The organism is Thioclava sp. JE_KL1, from assembly GCF_009296265.1.
In the GTDB taxonomy this organism is placed as follows: domain Bacteria; phylum Pseudomonadota; class Alphaproteobacteria; order Rhodobacterales; family Rhodobacteraceae; genus Thioclava.
The window spans coordinates 88,456-103,948 of record NZ_WBJS01000003.1 but is presented as its reverse complement, the minus strand read 5'-3'; the positions used below and the strand labels follow the sequence as shown (position 1 = coordinate 103,948).

The 15,493-nt window shown below is 65.7% G+C and carries 14 protein-coding genes; 11 read left to right on the top strand and 3 right to left on the bottom strand.

Going from position 1 to position 15,493, the window contains the following annotated elements; all coding sequences use genetic code 11:
• Position 1: 1 nt before the first annotated feature.
• The 5 genes from nirB to cobA are packed head-to-tail and all read left to right on the top strand — an operon-like array spanning position 2 to position 7,397.
• On the top strand, positions 2 to 2,440 hold the full coding sequence (nirB, locus tag F8R15_RS05915; RefSeq protein ID WP_152843942.1) for a nitrite reductase large subunit NirB: 2,439 nt from the start codon (positions 2 to 4) through the stop codon (positions 2,438 to 2,440).
• Positions 2,437 to 2,769, top strand: a complete 333-nt coding sequence (gene nirD, locus F8R15_RS05910) for a nitrite reductase small subunit NirD (protein ID WP_152843941.1) — start codon at positions 2,437 to 2,439, stop codon at positions 2,767 to 2,769. The genes nirB and nirD overlap by 4 nt, the downstream gene beginning before the upstream one ends.
• Before the next feature lie 14 nt (positions 2,770 to 2,783).
• On the top strand, positions 2,784 to 5,420 hold the full coding sequence (locus F8R15_RS05905) for a nitrate reductase (protein ID WP_152843940.1): 2,637 nt from the start codon (positions 2,784 to 2,786) through the stop codon (positions 5,418 to 5,420).
• Positions 5,417 to 6,424: a glycosyl transferase family protein gene (locus F8R15_RS05900; RefSeq protein WP_152843939.1), complete on the top strand. Its 1,008-nt coding sequence runs from the start codon at positions 5,417 to 5,419 to the stop codon at positions 6,422 to 6,424. Before F8R15_RS05905 ends, F8R15_RS05900 begins: the two co-directional genes overlap by 4 nt.
• A 13-nt stretch (positions 6,425 to 6,437) precedes the next feature.
• Positions 6,438 to 7,397: a uroporphyrinogen-III C-methyltransferase gene (gene cobA / locus F8R15_RS05895; protein WP_253732433.1), complete on the top strand. Its 960-nt coding sequence runs from the start codon at positions 6,438 to 6,440 to the stop codon at positions 7,395 to 7,397.
• Between the two features lie 123 nt (positions 7,398 to 7,520).
• On the opposite strand, the gene F8R15_RS05890 is transcribed toward cobA, so the two are convergent.
• Together F8R15_RS05890 and F8R15_RS05885 are read right to left on the bottom strand one after the other, a co-directional pair.
• On the bottom strand, positions 7,521 to 8,240 hold the full coding sequence (locus F8R15_RS05890) for a hypothetical protein (RefSeq protein WP_152843937.1): 720 nt from the start codon (positions 8,238 to 8,240) through the stop codon (positions 7,521 to 7,523).
• A 47-nt stretch (positions 8,241 to 8,287) separates the two neighbouring features.
• Positions 8,288 to 10,753 carry a heavy metal translocating P-type ATPase gene (locus tag F8R15_RS05885; protein ID WP_152843936.1) on the bottom strand — a complete coding sequence of 822 codons (2,466 nt, stop codon included), beginning with the start codon at positions 10,751 to 10,753 and terminating at the stop codon, positions 8,288 to 8,290.
• Positions 10,754 to 10,940: 187 nt separating this feature from the next.
• On the opposite strand from F8R15_RS05885, the gene F8R15_RS05880 reads away from it, so the two are divergent.
• From F8R15_RS05880 to F8R15_RS05855, 6 genes are all read left to right on the top strand, one after another.
• Positions 10,941 to 11,336, top strand: coding sequence for a MerR family transcriptional regulator (locus F8R15_RS05880; protein ID WP_152843935.1), 396 nt, complete (start codon positions 10,941 to 10,943; stop codon positions 11,334 to 11,336).
• Positions 11,337 to 11,387: 51 nt separating this feature from the next.
• Positions 11,388 to 11,729 carry a hypothetical protein gene (locus F8R15_RS05875; protein ID WP_152843934.1) on the top strand — a complete coding sequence of 114 codons (342 nt, stop codon included), beginning with the start codon at positions 11,388 to 11,390 and terminating at the stop codon, positions 11,727 to 11,729.
• Positions 11,730 to 11,809: 80 nt separating this feature from the next.
• Positions 11,810 to 12,244 carry a cytochrome c gene (locus tag F8R15_RS05870; protein WP_152843933.1) on the top strand — a complete coding sequence of 145 codons (435 nt, stop codon included), beginning with the start codon at positions 11,810 to 11,812 and terminating at the stop codon, positions 12,242 to 12,244.
• A 43-nt stretch (positions 12,245 to 12,287) separates the two neighbouring features.
• A complete protein-coding gene (locus tag F8R15_RS05865) occupies positions 12,288 to 13,616 on the top strand; it encodes a multicopper oxidase family protein (protein ID WP_305798610.1) in 1,329 nt (442 codons plus the stop codon).
• Positions 13,617 to 13,638: 22 nt separating this feature from the next.
• Positions 13,639 to 14,076: a cytochrome c gene (locus F8R15_RS05860; protein ID WP_172976172.1), complete on the top strand. Its 438-nt coding sequence runs from the start codon at positions 13,639 to 13,641 to the stop codon at positions 14,074 to 14,076.
• A 6-nt stretch (positions 14,077 to 14,082) separates the two neighbouring features.
• Complete coding sequence (locus tag F8R15_RS05855) at positions 14,083 to 14,517, top strand: c-type cytochrome (RefSeq protein ID WP_152843930.1); 435 nt, start codon at positions 14,083 to 14,085, stop codon at positions 14,515 to 14,517.
• Between the two features lie 563 nt (positions 14,518 to 15,080).
• Here F8R15_RS05855 and F8R15_RS05850 read toward each other — a convergent pair.
• Complete coding sequence (locus F8R15_RS05850; RefSeq protein WP_078539282.1) at positions 15,081 to 15,455, bottom strand: group 1 truncated hemoglobin; 375 nt, start codon at positions 15,453 to 15,455, stop codon at positions 15,081 to 15,083.
• Between the last annotated feature and the right edge of the window lie 38 nt (positions 15,456 to 15,493).

Below are 15,493 nucleotides of genomic sequence, written 5' to 3'. Positions count from 1 at the left end.
GATGCAGAAACTGGTCGTTATCGGCGCAGGCATGGCCTCGGGGCGGATGCTCGAGCATCTGTTCGAAGCCGCTCCCGGCGCATGGGATGTCACCCTTTTCAACGCGGAGCCGCGGGGCAATTACAACCGCATCATGCTGAGCCCGGTGCTGTCGGGCGAGAAGAGCTATGCGGAAATCGTCACCCATGACGAGGCTTGGTATGACACCCATGGCGTGACCTGCCGCTTCGGCGAGAAGGTCGTGGGGATCGACCGCGACCGCAAGGTCGTCATCGGCGAGCAGGGTGAGGTCGCTTACGACAAGCTGGTCATCGCCACCGGCTCGAACCCGTTCATCATCCCGCTGCCGGGGCATGATCTGGACGGCGTGATCGCCTATCGCGATCTCGACGACACGAACAGGATGATCGAGGCGGCGCGCCCCGGCGCGCGCGCCGTGGTGATCGGCGGCGGTCTGCTGGGGCTCGAAGCTGCGGCGGGTCTGCGCCTGCGCGGCATGGACGTGACCGTGGTCCATATCATGGGCCACCTGATGGAGCGCCAGCTCGACGAGGCGGCGGGTTACCTCCTGCGCCGTGCGCTCACCGATCGCGGGATCGAAGTCTGCTGCTCGGCGAATTCCAAGGAGATTTTGGGTGAAGATGGCAAGCTGCGGGCGCTGAAGCTGGATGACGGCACCGAGCTGCCCTGCGACCTGCTGGTCATGGCCGTGGGCATCCGTCCCTCGGTCGCGCTGGCCAAGGAGGCAGGCCTCGAGACCGGGCGCGGCATTCAGGTCGACGCGCAGATGTTGACCTCCGACCCCGATATCCTGTCGCTTGGCGAATGCGTGGAGTTCGACGGGCAGATCTTCGGTCTTGTCGCGCCGCTCTACGATCAGGCGAAGGTCGCTGCGCAGACCCTGACCGGGGAGGCCAGCGAATACATCCCCCGCGAAGTTTCGACCAAGCTGAAAGTCACCGGGTGCGACCTGTTCTCGGCAGGCGATTTCGCCGAAGGGGAAGGCCGCGAAGACATCGTCTTCCGCGATCCCGCGCGCGGCGTCTACAAGCGCCTCGTGCTGGAGGGCGACCGCGTCATTGGCGCGGTGATGTATGGCGACGTGGCCGACGGCAACTGGTTCTACGGTCTGATCAAGGGCGGCACCGACATCTCGGAGATGCGCGAGACGCTAATCTTCGGCCCGGCCTTCCAAGGGGGCGCCTCGGTGGACCCTATGGCGGCCGTTGCAGCCTTACCGGCTGACGCAGAAATCTGCGGCTGCAACGGCGTATGCAAAGGTCAGATCGTGGCCGCGATCGAAGCGGGCGCGACTTCGCTCGACGCGATCAAGGCCACCACCAAAGCCAGCGCGTCGTGCGGCACCTGTTCGGGGCTGGTGGAGCAAGTTCTGGCGGTCACGTTGGGCGATGATTTCGTCCTGCCCACCGCGAAACCGATCTGCGCCTGCACCGATCACCCGCATGAGGATGTGCGCCGTCTAATCAAGGCTAAAGAGTTGAAATCGCAACCGGCGGTGATGCAGGAGCTGGGCTGGAAGACGCCCAATGGCTGCCATGTCTGCCGCCCGGCGCTGAACTATTACCTGCTGGCCGATTGGCCGCTGGAATATCAAGACGATCCGCAAAGCCGCTTCGTGAACGAGCGCAACCACGCGAACATCCAAAAGGACGGCACCTATTCGGTGATGCCGCGCATGTGGGGCGGGATGACCACCCCCGAGGAACTGCTCGCGATTGCCGAAGCCGCGAAGAAATACGACGCGACGGTCAAGGTCACGGGCGGTCAGCGCATCGACCTTCTGGGCATCAAGAAAGAGGATCTGCCGCATATCTGGGCCGATCTGAATGCCGCCGGAATGGTTTCGGGGCATGCCTACACGAAGGGTCTGCGCACGGTGAAGACCTGCGTGGGCACAGATTGGTGTCGGTTCGGGACGCAGGATTCGACCGGGCTCGGGATCAAGCTGGAGAAGCGGCTCTGGGGCTCGTGGACGCCGCACAAGTTCAAGATGGCGGTGACGGGTTGCCCGCGCAATTGCGCCGAAGCTACCTGCAAGGATCTGGGCGTGGTCTGTGTGGACTCGGGCTTCGAGATCAGCGTCGGCGGCGCGGCCGGGATGGAGCTGAAAGAGACCGAGCCGCTGGCCAAGGTCGCGACCGAACAGGAGGTAATCGATATCTCGGTGGCCTTCCTGCAGCTCTATCGCGAGAGCGCGAATTACCTCGACCGGCCCTATAAATGGATCGCCAAGACCGGCGGGTTGGAGTGGATCATCGCGCAGGTCGTGGACGATCTCGAAAATCGCGCGGCGCTGATCGAGCGCTTCGATATCTCCCAATCCGTCTATCAGAAAGACCCATGGGCCGAACGCGCGACCCCTCACTACGAGCGCGCCTGGAGCCCGCTCGCCGATCTCACGAAGGAGGCTGCGGAATGAGCTGGATCGATATCGGAGCCCTCGACGACATTCCGGTGCAGGGCGCGCGCGTCATCAAGACCAAAATGGGCTGTGTCGCGGTGTTCCGCACCGCCGATGATGCCGTTTTCGCCCTCTCGGATCGCTGCCCGCACAAGGGCGGGCCGCTCTCGGAGGGGATCGTGCACGGCCACAAGGTGACCTGCCCGCTGCATAACTGGGTGTTCAGCCTCGAGACGGGTGAAGCTCAGGGTGCCGACGAGGGGCAGGTGCCGACCTATGATCTGCGTGTGGAGTCGGGCCGTTTGCTGATCGACGCAAGCAAGCTCGCCGCGCAAAGCGCAGCCTAAACCGGAGTGAAACGATGACCCGCGCTGCTCCGACAATTTGCACCACATGCCCCTATTGCGGCGTCGGCTGTGGCGTTCTCGCTTCGCCCGACGGGATGGGCGGGATGGAAATCCGGGGCGACAAGGCCCATCCCGCCAATGCGGGCAAGCTGTGCTCGAAAGGGTCTGCACTGGGGGAGACGGTCGATCTGGAGGGGCGGCTGCTGGCCCCGGTCGTGAACGGGCAGGCGACGGATTGGGACGCGGCGCTCGATCTGGTGGCCGAGAGGTTCAAAGCGGCGATCGCTGAGCACGGTCCTGACAGCGTGGCTTTCTACGTCTCGGGTCAGTTGCTGACCGAGGATTACTACGTCGCCAACAAGCTGATGAAGGGCTTCATTGGCTCGGGCAATATCGACACCAATTCGCGCCTCTGCATGGCCTCGTCGGTGGCGGGGCACAAGCGCGCCTTCGGCACCGATACCGTGCCCGGCCAATATGAAGATTTCGATCAGGCCGACGTCATCGTGCTCGTGGGGTCGAACCTCGCCTGGTGTCATCCGGTGCTTTTCCAGCGCATCGCGGCGGCGAAAAAAGCGCGGCCCGAGATGCGGGTCGTGGTCGTCGATCCGCGCCGTACCGCGACTTGCGACATCGCCGATCTGCATCTGGCCGTGGCGCCGGGGGCCGATGCGGTGCTGTTCAACGCGCTGCTGGCCGAGATCGCGGCGCAGGGCGCGGTGGATCGTGATTACGTCGCGGCCCATGTCAGCGGGTTTGACGACGCGCTCGCGGCGGCGCAGGCGTCTGATCCGTCCGCGACCGGTCTCGGCGCCGCCGATCTGGCCGAGTTCACGCGGCTCTGGATTGGCTCCGAGAAGGTCGTCACGATCTACAGCCAAGGCGTGAACCAATCCAGCTCCGGCACCGACAAGGTCAACGCAATCCTAAATTGTCACCTCGCCACGGGCCGCATCGGCAAACCCGGCGCGGGGCCGTTCTCGGTCACCGGTCAGCCCAATGCGATGGGCGGGCGCGAGGTGGGCGGTCTGGCGAATATGCTCGCCTGCCACCTCGATATCGAGAACGCGGAGCATCGCGACGCAGTGCAGGGCTTCTGGGCCAGCCCCACGATGGCGCCGGGTCCGGGCCTCAAGGCCGTCGACATGTTCCGCGCGGTCGAGGAGGGCCGGATCAAGGCGCTCTGGATCATCTGCACCAATCCCGCCGTCTCGATGCCCGAGGCCGACCGTGTGCGCGCCGCCATCGCGGGCTGCGATTTCGTCGTGGTCTCAGATATCACCGCCGACACCGACACCGCGAAGCTGGCCGATGTGATCCTGCCCGCGACCGGATGGGGGGAGAAGGACGGGATCGTCACCAATTCCGAGCGCTGCATCTCACGTCAGCGTCCCATTCTGCCTGCGCCGGACCAGGCCCGTCACGACTGGAAGATCATCTGCGACGTGGCCGCGAAAATGGGATGGGCCGAGCATTTCGCCTATGAAGGCCCGGCGGCGATCTTCCGCGAATATGCGGCGCTGTCCGAGGTCGCAGGACGGTTTGGGCTCGATTTCGACATCTCCGACTACAAGTCGATCACGAATGCGGACTATGAGGCGCTCGCGCCGTTTGTCTGGCCGCAAGGTCCTGCCAAGAAAGGCGGCCGGTTCTTCGAGCGGGGCGGGTTCTTCACGCCCGACCGCAAGGGGCGGATGCTGCCGATCACGCCCCGCGCGCCGAAAACCGCGCTGAGCCCGCAGACGCCGTTCCGCTTCAACACGGGCCGCGTGCGCGATCACTGGCACACGATGACGCGCACCGCGAAATCGCCGCGCCTGAGCCTGCACATGGCCGAGCCCTATCTGGAGATTCACCCCTCGGATGCTGCAAAGCTGGGGCTGCGCCCGGCAGGTCTGGCGGAAGTGAAAAATGCTCAGGGTCGCGCAGTTCTGCGCGTTCTGGAAAGCACCCGGATGCAACCCGGTTCGGTCTTCGCACCGATGCACTGGACGGGCGAGACCGCCTCCGATGGACGCGTCGATGCGCTGGTCGCCGCCCATGTCGATCCCGTCTCGGGCCAGCCCGAAAGCAAGGGCTGCGCTGTGCAGGTCTCCCCCTATGAGGCTGCGTGGTTCGGCTTTGCGGTGAGCGCGCATGATGTCACGCCGCGCGCCGGTTACTGGGCCAAGGCCCGGGCGAAAGGCGGCTGGCGGATCGAGATGGCCGGGCGCGAGGCACCTGCCGATTGGGAGGCCTTCGCGCGCGACCTCTTCGCTTTGCCCGACGCGGAAGCCGTCACGATGATCGATGATGGCCGGGGGCTCGCGCGGATCGCGCTGATGGTCGAGGGACGCGTCTCGGCGGTTCTTTTTGCGGCCCCCGAGCCGGTCGCGGTGTCGCGCGGCCATGTCGCGGCGCTGCTGGGCGAGACCGATCAGCCGAGCTTGCTGGCCGGGCGCGCCGGTGCCGATCAGCCCGATCCGGGCGCGATCGTCTGCGCCTGTTTCGATGTCGGCGTGAACACGATCCTCGCCGCGATTGCCGATCAGGGGCTAGCCTCTGTCGAGGCGATCGGCGCGGCCCTGCAGGCGGGCACCAATTGCGGCTCCTGCCGCCCCGAACTCGCGGCGCTGCTGGCGAGCGCCCAACCCCGCGAGGCCGCCGAATGAGCCTCGCTCCCTATATCCACGCGATGGGCCGCGGTCCGGGCCGCGCGCGGTCGCTGACGCGCGATGAGGCTCGCGACGCGATGGGCCAGATCCTGCGTGGCGAGGCGGCCCCCGAAGCCGTCGGCGCGCTTTTGATGCTGATGCGCTATCGCGGCGAGAGTGCCGCCGAGATCGCGGGCTTCGCCGAAGCCATTCGTGAGACCTTGCCGGATTGGACCGGCCCCGCGCCCGCGCTCGACTGGCCGAGCTATGCGGCGGGGCGTTCGCGGGGCTTGCCGTGGTTTTTGCTGTCCGCGCGGCTGGTGGCAATGGCGGGAGAGCCGGTTCTGCTCCACGGCTGGAACTCGCATCAGTCGCCCGTGGCTTCCGTCCGCGACGCGCTCGCAGGCGCAGGGATCGCAGTGGCGCAGGACATGCAGGACGCTGCCGCGCTACTGAAACGCGACAAGATCGCCTATCTCCCGCTTGAAAATTTCGCGCCGCGCGCGCTCGATCTGCTGCGGCTGCGCGAGGTTCTGGGGCTGCGCTCGGCGGTCAATACCGTGCTTCGGGTGCTCAACCCAGGCGGCGCGGGGGCCTCCGTTCAGGGTGTCTTCCATCCGCCCTATCGCGAGCTGCAGGCCGATGCCTGCGCGCTGCTGGGTTTGCAAGCGATGACGGTGATCAAGGGCGGGGGCGGCGAGTTCGAGCGCCATCCGGGCAAGGATATCGCGCTCTTCGGTCTGCGGGCGGGGGAGGCATGGACCGGGCAGGGCGCGGCAAGCTGCGATGCGACCCGCCGCCTTGCCGACGAAGCCCCCGATCCCGCCGAACTGGGGCGCCTCTGGTCGGGCGAGATCGACGATCCCTTCGCGACCGAAATCGTTCTCGGCACGGCAGAGCTGGCGCTAGACACCGCCGGAATCGCACAGCCCCGCGCGCGCGCCGCCGATCTCTGGACGCACCGACACAGCGCGCGCGCCGCCGATCTCTGGACGCACCGACACAGCGCGCGCGCCGCTTGAAAGGAAGATGATCATGAAACTCTCTGCCGCATCCCCCTTTGCCCCGAGCGACGCCGCGCTTCGCGCCCGCAAGCCGGGGCTTCTGGCTTTCATGAGCGAGGTTTTCCACGATTGGCGGCTGGCTCTGGCAGGCGTCTCGCCTAAGGCGACGACCCCGACCCGATCCGCGCCCGATCGCGCGAAACAGGGCGCGATCGCGCTTGTCGGGGCGGGCCCCGGTGCGCGGGATCTGCTGACGCTTCGGGCGGCTCAGCGTCTGAGCCAAGCCGATATCATCTTCTACGACCGCCTCGTCGATCCGGAGGTGCTGGAGTTGGCGCGCCGGGAGGCCGAGCTTGTCTATGTCGGAAAAGCGGTCGGCGCCTGTGCCTGGCCGCAGGAGCGGATCGACGCGGTGATCGTGGCGGCGGCGCTGCAGGGCAAGCGGGTCGTGCGGCTGAAAAGCGGCGATCCGTGCATGTTCGGGCGGGCCACCGAAGAGCTTGCCGCCGCGCGCGCCAACGGCATCCCGGTCGAAATCGTACCCGGTGTGACCGCAGCCTCCGCCGCAGGGGCCGCGCTTGGCCGGTCGCTGACGGAACGCGGCGCCACCGATCGCGTGGTCTTCGCCACCGGCATGTGCCGCGCGGACGACGACACGCCCGATTGGGGTGCTTCCACGCGCGCGGGCACGACGCTCGCGCTTTATATGGGTGTGCGGCAGGCGCCGGTGATCGAGGCGAACCTTATCGCGGCGGGTGTCCCGGCTGTCTCCGAGGTCGAGATCGTCTCGGATATTTCGACCGACCGTCAGAGGATCGCGACCTGCCAGCTTGGCGCGCTCGCCGCGACGATCCGGGCGGAAGCGATCGGCAACCCGGCGATCATCCTGATCCGTCACGACAAGGGAGCCGCGCGCCTTGGCGGCACGGCGGACCTACAGTCTCGGGACGTGGGGAAAGCTGGAAAAGCGCCGCTGGTCGCCGACTTCTGACGCCGAAGCTGTTACAGCTCACATCTCAGAGCGCAAACGGAAGGTCGGAGCCGCCGAGTTTCACCGGCGAGCCCCTGCTTTTCGCCCCTTCGCGAATGAAGTTTTTCGAGGCACATCGGGGCCTCAATGCCCCGACATCATCTCGCCCTTCGCCATCGCCAGATGATGCGGCTGATGGTGCGCGCCGACGGTGAGGATGCCGATGAAACCGAGCGCGCGGATCTTCTGCGCATCCGCGCCGGTCACGGTCAGCGCGCTGCCGCCGGGGACTTCCTCGGCGCTCATCTCCCAGCCCTCGACCCCATTCATCGTCGCGACATGGGCAGGCACCATCGCGCGGATCGAGGCGGTGACCTCGGGGTCGTCGGAAGTCGCCTCGAAGCGCGCGCCACCTTCGATGTCGTCCTCTTTGATCTTGGCGCGCAGGGTGACGTTGTTCATGTCGATCAGATGCTGGCGCAGGCCCTCGATATTGACGCGGTTCCAATCCGTGTCGGGATCGGCGAGCAGATAGGCGACGATCTCCTGAATGGCCGCGAAGGCGGACTGGCCCGGCTCGGTGATCGCGCCCGTGTCCCCGGATTGCAGTCCGGGCATCTGCGCGGTCGAGGTCATCGGCATCTGCCCGTCGGCATGGGCGTCGTCGGACATCATGTGGTCGTCATGTGCGGGCATGTCCTCTTCGTTACCCATATGCTCATGGTCGCCCATGTCCGCGTCGTCCATCATCATGTGATCGCCCGACATCATGTCATGCGCGCTCCCATCCGCGCTGCCATCCCCGTGCGCGTAGCTGACGGTGGGCAACGCCACGAGGGCGAGAATGCTAAGAAAACGTGTCATGAGTCCTCCGGAGTTTTGCGTAACTCTGTCATCTTTGCGCGCCGATGTCACAGCTTCAGCCTCCGCAAGCGCAAGGCGTTCCCGATCACCGACACCGACGAGAAGCTCATCGCGAGCGCCGCGATCACCGGCGAGAGGAGCACGCCGAAGACGGGGTAGAGCACGCCCGCCGCGATCGGCACGCCTGCGGTGTTATAGGCGAAGGCGAAGAACAGGTTCTGGCGGATGTTGCGCATCACGCCCTCGGCGAGGCGACGCGCGCGGACGATGCCGGTCAGGTCGCCCTTGACCAGCGTGAGCCCTGCGCTCTCCACTGCGACATCCGCACCGGTGCCCATGGCGATGCCGACATCGGCGGCGGCGAGTGCGGGCGCGTCGTTCACCCCGTCGCCCGCCATTGCGATGGAGGCGCCGTCCTTGCGCAATTTCTCGACCAGCGCGGCCTTGTCCTCGGGCGAGACCCCGGCATGGACCTCGTCGATGCCCAGCTCGCGCGCGACGGCCCGCGCGGTGCCTTCGCTGTCGCCGGTGGCCATGACGATCCGCAGGCCTTCCTCGTGGAGTGCGCGAATGGCGTCTGCCGTGGTCTCCTTGATCCGGTCGGCCACTGCGATCACCCCGATCACCTTGCCGTCGCGGGCGAGATACATCGCGGTCTTGCCATCCGATTGCAGCTGCTCGACCGTCTCGGACTGAGCGGAGGTATCCGCGCCGATCTGCTCCATCAGGGCGGCGTTGCCGAGCGCGATCTGCGCACCGTCGACGCGTCCGGTGACGCCCTTGCCGGTCACCGCCTCGAAGCCTTCGGCGTCCAGTTTGGGCGCGTCTTCCGCGCCTTGCACGATGGCCTCGGCCAGCGGGTGCTCCGAGCCGCGTTCCAATGCGGCTGCGAGGGATTTGACCTCTTCCTCCGAGACGCCGTCCCCAATCACATCGGTCAGCGCGGGCTTGCCCTCGGTCAGCGTGCCGGTCTTGTCGACGATCAGCGTGTCGACCTTGGCGAAGCGCTCCAGCGCCTCGGCGTCGCGGATCAGCACGCCCGCGCTTGCGCCGCGCCCGGTGCCGACCATCACCGACATCGGCGTGGCGAGACCCAGCGCGCAGGGGCAGGCGATGATCAGGACGGACACGGCGGCCACGGTCGCGTAGCCCAGGGCCGGCGAGGGGCCGAAGACGAGCCATGCGATGAAGGCGAGGATCGAACAGGCCACCACGGCGGGCACGAAATAGAGCGCGACGCGATCGGCCAGCCCTTGGATCGGTGCGCGCGAGCGCTGCGCCTTGCCGACCATCTCGACGATGCGCGAGAGCGTGGTTTCCGAGCCCACGGCCTGCGCCTCCATCACGAAGCTGCCCTGCTTGTTCAGCGTGCCGCCGGTGACCGCATCGCCCTGTGTTTTCTCGACCGGGACCGGCTCGCCGGTGATCATGCTCTCGTCGATGGCGGAGGAGCCTTCCGCGACCACGCCATCCACCGGCACGGTCTCGCCCGGGCGCACGCGCAGCTTGTCGCCCGTTTGCACCTGATCGAGCGGCACGTCCTCGTCACCATTTTCGCCCACGCGGCGCGCGGTTTTCGGCGCGAGGTCCATCAGCGCGCGGATCGCGTCGCCGGTTTTCTCGCGCGCGGACAGCTCCATGATCTGGCCGATCAGCACCAGCACGAGGATCACCGCCGAGGCCTCGAAATAGACCGGCGGCAGGCCGTGCTCGTTCAGCATCTCGGCGGGGAAGATACCCGGCACCAGAAGCCCCGCGAGCGAGAACAGATAGGCCGCGAGCGTGCCCAAAGCGATCAGCGTCCACATGTTGGGCGAGACATTCACCACCGATTTCCAGCCGCGCACGAAGAAGGGCCGCGCGAACCACAGCACCGGGGTCGCAAGCGCAAATTGAAGCCAGAGGAAGGCTTTCGGCCCGATCCACTCGGCGAAGGGCAGCCCGATATGCGCGCCCATCTCCAGCACGAAGACCGCAGCCGCCAGCGGCCCCATGATCCAGAGCCTGCGCCGGAAATCCACGAGCTCGGGGTTCGGGCCGCTATCGGCACTGGGGCTCATCGGCTCCAGCGCCATGCCGCATTTCGGGCAGTCGCCGGGCTTGTCCTCGATGATCTCGGGATGCATCGGGCAGGTATATTGCGTGCCCTCGGGCATCGGCTTGGCGGAAGGACGCGCGCCCAGATAATCCTCGGGGCGGGCCTCGAATTTGTGCTGACAGCCTTCGGAGCAGAAATAGAACCGCTCGCCGTCGAGCTTGGCCATATATTTCGCCGTCGCGCGCTCCACGCTCATGCCACAGACCGGATCGGTCGCCTTGATGTAGTCATCGGGCTTGGCCACGAACTTGTCGTGACAGCCTTGCGAACAGAAGTGGTAGAGATGCCCGTCATGCTCGGCACTGGGCTTGTCGGCATCCGGGTCCACGGTCATTCCGCAGACTGGGTCACGCGTGATCGCGTCCGCCGTTTCCTGCGTGTCGTGGGGCTCGTGGTGGGCGTGCTGCGATGTCATCCGTTCATCCTTTCGGCAACTTCGCCCGATCAGATAGGGCTTCCAGCTGCTGGAGGGTCAAGAGTATAACCGATCTTTTTCCTAAACCCGGTCCCGCGTCCCTATGTTCCAGCGGCCCTCACGTGAGCGTGACTTTTGCTTCCAGTGACTGGAAGGTTTATATACCAAGCGCAGGAGGCCTATGCAGATGAATATCGGAACCGCCGCGACGCAGACCGGGCTGCCGGTCAAGACAATCCGCTATTACGAGGAGATCGGCCTCGTCACGCCGGACAGGCGCGCGAATGGCTATCGCGATTTCTCCGAGGCTTGCGTGGAGCAGTTGCGGCTTCTGGCGCAGGCGCGGCACCTCGGGTTCTCGCTCGAGGAATGCCGTCGCCTGCTCAGCTTGAGCGCCGATGAGGGGCGGGCGAGCCGCGATGTGCGTGCGCTCGCGCTGCAAAACCTCGAAGCCGTGCGCGAGAAGATCGCCTCTCTCAGTGCATTGGAGGCGCAACTCCAGCGTCTGATCGCGCAATGTCATGGCGACGATGCCCCCGATTGTGCGATCCTCGATGACCTGATGGGGCAGCGCGGGAATTGACAGCCGCGCCAGAGCCCACCACATAGAGGGCAGGGAGAAACCGGGAGAGCCATGCGCAAAGCGCTGCATATCGTCGTCATCGGGCTGGTCTGTTTGATCGGTCTTTCGCAGTTGGGCGCACCCGCTGCCGCGATGACCCATGCGCGTGCGATGGATGCGATGGACGCAATCACCGTCAGCGATTGTGCCGCCTGTCCCGACAGCCATCACGATGCGGGCTCGACGCCGGACCAATCCTGCCCCCATGCGCAGATGATGGTCTCGGCCACGCTGGACTTCGCGCCGGAATTCTCGCTGAGCCGGGCTGACCTGTCCGTGACGCTCCTGCCTGCGGAGACGCCCGCGCCATTGGCGCATGAGCCGCAGCTCGACCTTCCGCCACCGCGTATCTGATCGATCACACCGTCGCTGGCCCCTGAGGGGGCTCGTCTGTCGCGTCCCGAGCCCGGGCGCATGATCGAACAGGATACTCCATGAAACGCTATATTCTTTCTGCCGCCGTCGTCGCGGCCCTCGCCGCCGGCGGTTGGCTCGTGATGCAACCCGATACCGCGAGCGAAGCGGAGGCGGCCACGCCTGCCAAAGGCGATCCGCTCGTCGCCGTGACCTTGCCGACCTCCCTGACCGAACAGGCCCAGATGGGTAAACGCGCTTTCGACGCGACCTGTGCGGCCTGTCACGGCGCGAATGCCACCGGCAAGATGGGCTTCGGCCCGCCGCTTGTTCACAAGATCTACGAGCCGTCCCATCACGGCGACATGGCCTTCCAGGCCGCCGTTCAGGCGGGCGTGCGCGCGCATCACTGGAAGTTCGGCAACATGCCCCCGCAGGAGGGTCTGACCCGTGGCGATGTCGCCAATATCGTCACTTACGTGCGCGAATTGCAGCGCGCGAACGGGATCGAGTGAGATGCAGAATTTCCAACTGACCCGCCGCGCGGTCCTTGCCGGAATGGGGGCCACGGCGCTTACGGCGCGCATGGGTAGCGCGGCAACCGCCGCGACTCCGCTGACCGCGCAGCGCGCCATGGCCCAGGTCGCCCCCGAGGGCTATCCGCAGACCGAGGTCTGGTCCTATGACGGCACGCTGCCGGGGCCGCAGTTGCGGGTGCCGCAGGGCGCGCGCCTGCAACGGCGCTTTGTCAACAAGCTCGATGTGCCAAGCTCGGTGCATTGGCACGGCATCCGCATCGACAATGCGATGGATGGCGTGGCGGGGCTGACGCAGGACGCCGTGCCGCCCGGCCAGACCTTCGACTATGGTTTCGTCGCGCCGGACGCGGGTACCTATTGGTATCACGCGCATACGAATTCGATGGAGCAGGTCGCGCGCGGCCTCTCCGGTGCGCTGATCATCGAGGAGCCGGACGCCCCGGATGTCGATCGCGACGAGGTGCTGTTGCTCGACGATTGGCTGCTCGACCCCGAGACTGCGCAGCTGGAGCCGGATTTCACCCATCCGATGGACCTCAGCCACGGTGGGCGCTTCGGCAATCTGGTCGGAACCAACGGGCACTATGCGCTGACCCTGAAGGCCAAGCGCCACGAGCGCTTGCGCCTGCGCCTGATCAACGCCGCCAATGCGCGGATTTTCGTGCTGCGTCTGACCGGGCTCTCAGGCTGGCAGGTGGCGCTGGACGGGATGCCGCTGCCCGCGCCGGAGGCCATTCCCGAGGAACTGGTCCTCGCGCCCGCGCAGCGCGTCGATCTGATCGTCGATGTGACCGGAGACGGGGCTCAGGCGGCGATCGAACGTTTGGGCAATGACGACCAATGGCACAGCCAGGTCGCGTTCGAGATTTCGGGTGACGCAAGCCGCTCGCGGCGTGACGCGCCTGCGCCTTTGCCGCCCAATCCGAACATGGCCCCGCCCGATCTGACGCAGGCCCGCCCGCTGGAGATGAAGATCGAAGGCGGCGCGATGGGCCGGATGTCGCGCAGCCAGATGCAGGGGCTGATGCAGAGCGGCAATTTCTGGACGCTCGGCGGCAAGGCAGGGCCGGGGGATGCGCCGTTTGCGCGGCTGTCCAAGGGCGAGCCGGTGCGGCTGCGCTTCGTCAACGACACCGCGTTCCCGCATGCGATGCACCTGCACGGAATGCATTTCCGCGAGGTGCTCGAGGATGGAAGCCTCGGCCCGATGCGCGACACGGTGCTGACCTTTGCCGGACGCAGTCACGAGGTCGCGTTCACTGCCGACAATCAGGGCAAATGGCTTTTGCACTGTCACATGCTCGCCCATGCGGCGGCGGGCATGTCGTCCTGGATCGAGGTGACCTGAGATGACGTTGAAAGGAGTGACTATGAAACACCCCCTGATGACGACCCTGTTCCTGCTCGGCTGGGCGCCGATGGCGTTCGCGCATGGCGGGGTGGAGGATCCGCAGGTTCTCGCACGGATGGAAGGCATGAAGCGGCTCGGGACCGAGATGAAGCTTCTGAGCACGATGGCGAAGGGGGAGAGAGACTTCGAAGCCGAGAAGGTCCGTCGCGCGATCACCCGGATCGAGGCGGAGGCCGGGCAGATTCCGGTGCTTTTCGAGCCCGAGGCGCAGGACCCGAAATCCGAGGCCCATCCGTCGATCTGGGACGAATTCCATGACTTCCGCGGTCAGGCGCAGGCGCTGGAGGAAGCGGCCAGCTCGCTCTCGGAGCCGATCGAGTCCCGGCAGGCGCTTGGACCTGCTCTCGTCAAGCTCGGGGTGACCTGCAAGGAGTGCCACGACGAGTATCGGGAGTAAGCGGCGATGCGAATTGAAGCCGTAGGTCTGGCTGTCGTGGTCGTGCTCGGGGCAGGGGGCGCGCACGCCGTCAGCCTGCTCGACGGGCGCGATATCGCGGCGGGCAAGGATCTCTATGCGCAGAACTGCGCGAGCTGTCATGGCGCGCAACTCGAAGGTCAGCCCGATTGGCGCGAGGCGGGACCCGATGGCGTCCTGCCCGCCCCGCCGCATGATGCGAGCGGGCACACTTGGCACCACGAGACCGCGTTGCTGTTCGATTACGTCAAGCAGGGCGGTGCGGCTGCGCTGGCCGCGCGCGGGGTTGCCGACTTCCCGAGCGGGATGCCCGGTTTCGGTGGAACGCTGAGCGACGCGCAGATCCTCGATATCCTGGGCTTCATCCGTTCGACATGGCCCGAGCGGATGCAGGCGGTGCAATCGGCGCGCGACGCAAAGTAAGCCACCGGCGCGACTCCGTCGCTCCGTGCCGCAAATGTGCCTCGGAGCGTGCCGCGTTTGTGCCTTCGGGAAGTGAAAAAAGAAAGCCCGGAGCGAACTCTGGGCTGTTCTCTTTGAAGTCAGTCTCCTGCGAGAGATTTGGCCCCGGCGGTAGGGAACGGAACTGTATTGACTTCAGTCTTAAGGTACTGAATTCGTTAAGGCTTTCCGGCGTGGTCCCGTGGTTCTTGCCACAGTTGGATGTCCTGCGGATAGGTGCTCGATTTCGGCGCGGCAAGGTATTTTCGGTAGTCCGATCACGCTATCGAGCCGAAAAACCGCTCGGCTTGACAGAGGGTTTGGCTTAGCTGCGTTCACCAAGTGTTCTTAGCTCATCTCGAGATGAGCTCCGGCCAGCCAGAAGGTGTCAGTCGAATTGGAGTCGAAATACCAATACTTCGAGGTATTGGTCGCCTGAGCTTGGCACTCCGAGTGTCAGTGCCGACTAACCGGAGCGTAAGAGGCAACGAGGTTCCCATAGCTGCGTCCGAATATTGACGACACAGCCACCCCGTCCGACACGTTCATTGGTTCGTAATGTCGCCCTTGAGAGAATAGCCGATCATCAGCACGTCCTTGCGGGTCATCTCGTCGATCTCATGCGCGGCGAGGACCGACATGATGTCATCGATTGCGGCCATGTATTCGCCGGTGCTGATATTCATGCCGCGATGCGCCGCCACCATGTCACGCCCGGTATATTGCTCGGGGCCGCCACTGCCTGCGCCGAAGAAAGCGCAGAGTTGGGCCTTGGCGTCGTTCAGGTCGTCCGGTCTTTCGCGGTATGGCAGGAAACGGGCGCTGATTGCGGGGTTTACCATATGCGCCTCGAGGACATCGTCGACGAGCGCCTTGATCCCGGGCTTTCCGCCCAGCCGGTCGTAGAGGGTCTGTTCCATCGCTCTTGCTCCTTGTTCGCTATCCGAAGTGTTTGCTG

Coding starts and splice junctions, on each gene's coding strand:
- nirB (WP_152843942.1), top strand. CDS start 2: ATGCAGAAACTGGTCGTTATCGGCGCAGGCATGGCCTCGGGGCGGATG.
- nirD (WP_152843941.1), top strand. CDS start 2,437: ATGAGCTGGATCGATATCGGAGCCCTCGACGACATTCCGGTGCAGGGC.
- F8R15_RS05905 (WP_152843940.1), top strand. CDS start 2,784: ATGACCCGCGCTGCTCCGACAATTTGCACCACATGCCCCTATTGCGGC.
- F8R15_RS05900 (WP_152843939.1), top strand. CDS start 5,417: ATGAGCCTCGCTCCCTATATCCACGCGATGGGCCGCGGTCCGGGCCGC.
- cobA (WP_253732433.1), top strand. CDS start 6,438: ATGAAACTCTCTGCCGCATCCCCCTTTGCCCCGAGCGACGCCGCGCTT.
- F8R15_RS05890 (WP_152843937.1), bottom strand. CDS start 8,240: ATGACACGTTTTCTTAGCATTCTCGCCCTCGTGGCGTTGCCCACCGTC.
- F8R15_RS05885 (WP_152843936.1), bottom strand. CDS start 10,753: ATGACATCGCAGCACGCCCACCACGAGCCCCACGACACGCAGGAAACG.
- F8R15_RS05880 (WP_152843935.1), top strand. CDS start 10,941: ATGAATATCGGAACCGCCGCGACGCAGACCGGGCTGCCGGTCAAGACA.
- F8R15_RS05875 (WP_152843934.1), top strand. CDS start 11,388: ATGCGCAAAGCGCTGCATATCGTCGTCATCGGGCTGGTCTGTTTGATC.
- F8R15_RS05870 (WP_152843933.1), top strand. CDS start 11,810: ATGAAACGCTATATTCTTTCTGCCGCCGTCGTCGCGGCCCTCGCCGCC.
- F8R15_RS05865 (WP_305798610.1), top strand. CDS start 12,288: ATGGGGGCCACGGCGCTTACGGCGCGCATGGGTAGCGCGGCAACCGCC.
- F8R15_RS05860 (WP_172976172.1), top strand. CDS start 13,639: ATGAAACACCCCCTGATGACGACCCTGTTCCTGCTCGGCTGGGCGCCG.
- F8R15_RS05855 (WP_152843930.1), top strand. CDS start 14,083: ATGCGAATTGAAGCCGTAGGTCTGGCTGTCGTGGTCGTGCTCGGGGCA.
- F8R15_RS05850 (WP_078539282.1), bottom strand. CDS start 15,455: ATGGAACAGACCCTCTACGACCGGCTGGGCGGAAAGCCCGGGATCAAG.